Raw genomic sequence first — 4,446 nt, forward strand, 5'->3', positions numbered from 1 at the left:
GCCAGACGCTGCGCGAGGGTTTCGCGCACACCGGCCAGCAAGCGCTGGTGTCCGGCCGCGCCCAGTACCAAACGCAACAGGTTGGCGCCGCTGGTTTCGCGGGGCAGCAGCTGTTCGAGGGTCTGCTGGCCGTCGAGCAAGGCCTGCAAATGACGACCTATGCGGCCCACCGAGTGAATCAGTTGGAAATGCTCCGGGTAGCTCTGGAACAGTTCCTGCCAGATGGCTTCGCTGGCCGGACGTTCACCGGCGTCAGCCACGCTGACGTTGCCGTCGGCATCGCGGCTCAGGCTGCCGTCTTCCAGCCCCTGACGCAGCAAGGTGCCAAGGTAGTGAGCGGGAACGCCATCCTGTTGCGACCACAGGGCGATCTGTTCAGCGCTTAACTGGCCACCGACGTGCTCGATCAGGTCTTGCACAAAACTTGCGCACAACACATCCAGCAGCGGCTCGACTTCGTTCAGGTAACGCACCTGCACGGGTTCATCGCCCAGCCCCAGGAATTGGGCCTGCAACGGTGTGTTGTCGAGGGCTTCGCGCTGCACAGGCACGACGTGGCCCGGTGCCGCCAGCCCGACGTGGGCCATGTGTTTGATGTCAGCGCTGCGGTCACGCTGCAGACGTACACCGCGAAAACGCGCGTCTTTGATCGACAGTACGGCGTCGCCAGCCGCGTCGAACAGGGTGAAGTCCACCAGCAATGAATGCTCGGTGCGCTTGAGTTGGCGTACTTCGGCCAGGCACGGCACACCGCCCGCCTTGGCGTAGGCAATGCGCCCCAGTTTGACCGGGATAAACGCCAGCCCTTTGTTGGTGCCGGGCTGGCCCACGAGCAATTCGGTAATCAGTTGGAACGCGCCATCCAGCAGCGCCGGGTGTACATGCAGCGTGTCCATCTCGTGGCGAATGGCGTCGGGCACGCTCAATTGCGCAAGGATGCGAGCCGGTTCGACCCACACCGCCGCGACGGTCTGGTAAGCCGGGCCGTAGTTGAGGCCGACCGCGCAGGTCAGTGCCAGGTGTTGCTCGCCAGTGAAGTCTGCAGGGCGTTGTGGCAAGGCCGGGGCACGCCCGCCGAGCATCACGCCGCGCGCTTCGCCGGGCAGACGCGCAACCACGTGCTGTACCCATTCTTCTTGCTGGGCCAGGCTGCGGGAGGTGATGTGCAAGGTGCCATCAGCCTGTTCGATATTGACCCGAATCTTTTTGCTGCCTTCGTGGCTGAGCAGCAGCGGGTTGTGAATTTCCAGTTCTTCGATGTCGACGAACTCGCCCGGCTGGTGCAGCAAGGCCGCCGCCAGCGCCAGTTCGGTAAAACCGGCACCGGGGAACAGCACGGCTTCGCCGACTTTGTGGTCGCCCAGGCTCGGGAACAATTGCGTGTCGAGGCGGCTTTCCCAGGTCAGCGTGCGGTCCGTGAGCGGGTAGCCCAATAAAGGGTGTACGCGTTCGCGTTGCAGTACGCCGAACGACTCGGCACTGACCGGCAGCTGGAAATGCTCGCGCTGCCAGCTGTAGTTAGGCAGGCGCACATTGCGCCCGGCCACCGGGAAGTACGTTTGCCAGTTCGGTTGGGCACCGGCAATCAGCAGTTTGGCGACGCAGCGCTCCAGCAAGGACAGGCTGTGATCTTTGCGCAGCAAGGTGCCAATCACTTGACCAGGGCGTTCGGCCTGGGTCAGTGCATCGGTGACGTAGGCACGCAGAATCGGGTGCGGGCCAACTTCGACAAACAGGTTGAAGCCCTGCCCTACCAGCGTGTCCATGGCGCCCTGGAACAGCACCGGCATGCGGATGTTCTGCCACCAGTAGCGGCTGTCCAGTCGTTGACCGTCTAGCTCGCCGCCGACCACGGTGGAATAGAAAGGCAATGTGGTGCTGCGCGGGCGGATGTGGGTCAGATCAGCAATCACTTGCTGCTCGATCGGGTTCATGGCCGGCGAGTGGAAGGCGTAGTCCAGATCCAGCAGGCGGATAAACACCTGACGTTCGGTCAGCACTTGTTCCAATTGCGTCAGCGCTTCAAGCGGCCCGGCCACGGTGGCGCCCCGAGCGCTGTTTTCGCCCGCGATCACCAGTTGGTTGTCCAGCCCCAATTCCACCAGCACGGCTGAGGTGGCTTCGGCGCTGAGGCCAACGGCCGCCATGCGTCCGTTGCCACGGGTCAGCCCTTGCAGGCGACTGCGATGGAAAATCACCTGGGTGGCATCTTCCAGACTCAGAGCGCCACTGGCCCACGCGGCAGCTACTTCACCAACGCTGTGACCAATCACGGCCACCGGTTCAATGCCCTGCGCCGCCAGTACGCGGGTGACCGCGACTTGCAAGGCAAACAGCGCTGGTTGCGCGATTTCGGTGCGCGCGTAACGGTCATCGCCGTTGTCGCCCAGCAGTTCGGCCCGCAGCGAATAACCGGCCAACGGCTGGAACAGCGCATCGACTTCGGCCACTGCCGCTTCAAACAGTGGATTGCCGAGCATTGCCCGGCCCATGCCCTGCCACTGTGAACCGTTACCGGAGTAGATGAAGACCGGGCCCTGAGGGTTGTCCAGCGCTTGCCCGGCTTCGACCACCGAGCTCAGTTCGCTGAGGCTTGGGTCTTGGGCATAGTCAGCCAGCGCCTGCGCCGCTTCGGCCGGATCAGCAGTGATCAACAGCAAGCGATGGGCGTGGGCATCACGGCGGAACAGGGCCTGATAGGCCACGTCGTAAAAGTCGGTTTCGGGCTGAGTGGCCAAATACTCCGCGAAGTCCTGCGCGGTTGCGCGCAAGCCATCCGCCTCTTTGGCGCTGAGCATCAGCGGCAAACGATGGCCAGGCATGGACTCACGGCTGGCAGTGGCGGGTTCGGCGCTTTGCAAAATAACGTGGGCGTTGGCGCCACCAAAGCCGAACGAGTTAATGCCGACGGTCAGTTGCCCTTGCGCCTTGAGCGGCTGGTTTTCGGTGACGACGTGCAGGTTGAGGTCAGCAAACGGGATCGTCTGATTGAGCACTTCAGCGCCGATGGTGGCGGGCACCATGCGTTCGCTCAGGCAATTGAGCGCCTTCATCAGACCAGCAACGCCGGACGCGGCTTCCAGGTGTCCCAGGTTGCTTTTGACCGAACCGATCGGCAGCGGGTTGCCGGCTCCACGGGCCTGCCCCAGCGCCTCGCCAATGGCACGGCTTTCAATCGGGTCGCCAACGGCGGTACCGGTGCCGTGGGCTTCGAGGTAGTCCAGTTGCGATGGATCAATCCCGGCCTTGGCGTAGGTGCTCTTTAGCAACGCCGCCTGCGCGTCAGCGCTGGGCAGCGTCAGGCTCGACTTGCGACCGTCGGTATTGACCGAGCTGGCTGCTACTACCGCCAGAATCGTATTGCCGTCGGCCAGCGCTTGATCGTAATCCTTGAGCAGGAACAGTCCACCGCCCTCGGAGCGCGCATAGCCATCGCCGTTTTGGTCGAACGACTGGCAACGCCCGGTGCGCGACAGCATCGAGGCCTTGGCGAAAATCATGAACCCGAACGGGTGCATGTGCAGGCTGATGCCGCCGGTCACGGCCTGATCAATATCGCCGCTGAGGATCGCCTGGCACGCTTGGTGAAAGGCCACCAGCGAGGACGAGCACGCGGTGTCGATGGCCATGCTCGGGCCACGCAGGTCGTAGAAAAATGACAGGCGGTTGGCAGCAATGCTCATGGTATTGCCGGTGGCCGTGGCCGCGTCGATGGACGCCATGTCCTCGAACAGGCGGTAGGCCTGTTCGACACCGGCAATGCCTATATAGACGCCACAATTGCTGCCCCGCAGGCTCGACGGTTTGACCCCGGCGTTTTCGAAGGTTTCCCAGCACATTTCCAGCAGCATGCGCTGCTGCGGGTCCATCATCATGGCCTCGCGAGGCGAGATGCTGAAAAAGCCCGCGTCAAACGCGCTGATATCACCCAGGGTGCCCGAAGCAAAGGTGTATGTGGTGGCCGGATTGGCTTTGTCGGGGTGTAGAAACTCGGCGTGTTCCCAGCGTGAGGCATCGACTTGAGTTACCAAATCGCGGCCCGCCATCAGGTTCTGCCAGAAGCTGCTGGCTGTAGAACCGGGGAAACGAAAAGCACTACCAACAATTGCTACCTGTCTACGTTTTGTCAAAACCATTCCTTAAAACACTCACGGCCACCATCCCATCCAGCGAACAGCCGCATGCCTGGCCGAAAAATTGTTGGTTCGTTGTTAAACGTCACCTGGGGGGTTGTTTGTGTCTCTGTGGCAGCCTACGGCGTACACGTACGCGCAAGGTCTTATTGCCGAACCGCCAATGTAGTAATACTCCAACATACTTGGCGGAATAATACGCGGTCTGGCCAACAAGGCAAAACCCAAAGCGACCGCTAAGGATGGTCTGAAGTACCCCCCTGTTTTCCGGCTACTGAGTCATCGGCGCTCTCAAAACACGGCAGCCGTTCAA

Annotated in this window: 1 protein-coding gene; it reads right to left on the minus strand. The window is 62.0% G+C overall.

The window, feature by feature from the left end:
* Window positions 1-4,130 (minus strand): type I polyketide synthase (locus GHO41_RS28610; RefSeq protein WP_153435293.1); only part of this gene is annotated, 4,130 nt, incomplete at its 3' end.
* Window positions 4,131-4,446: the final 316 nt, after the last annotated feature.

The sequence above is a fragment of the Pseudomonas sp. FSL R10-0399 genome, assembly GCF_009600165.1.
Classification (GTDB): domain Bacteria; phylum Pseudomonadota; class Gammaproteobacteria; order Pseudomonadales; family Pseudomonadaceae; genus Aquipseudomonas; species Aquipseudomonas helleri.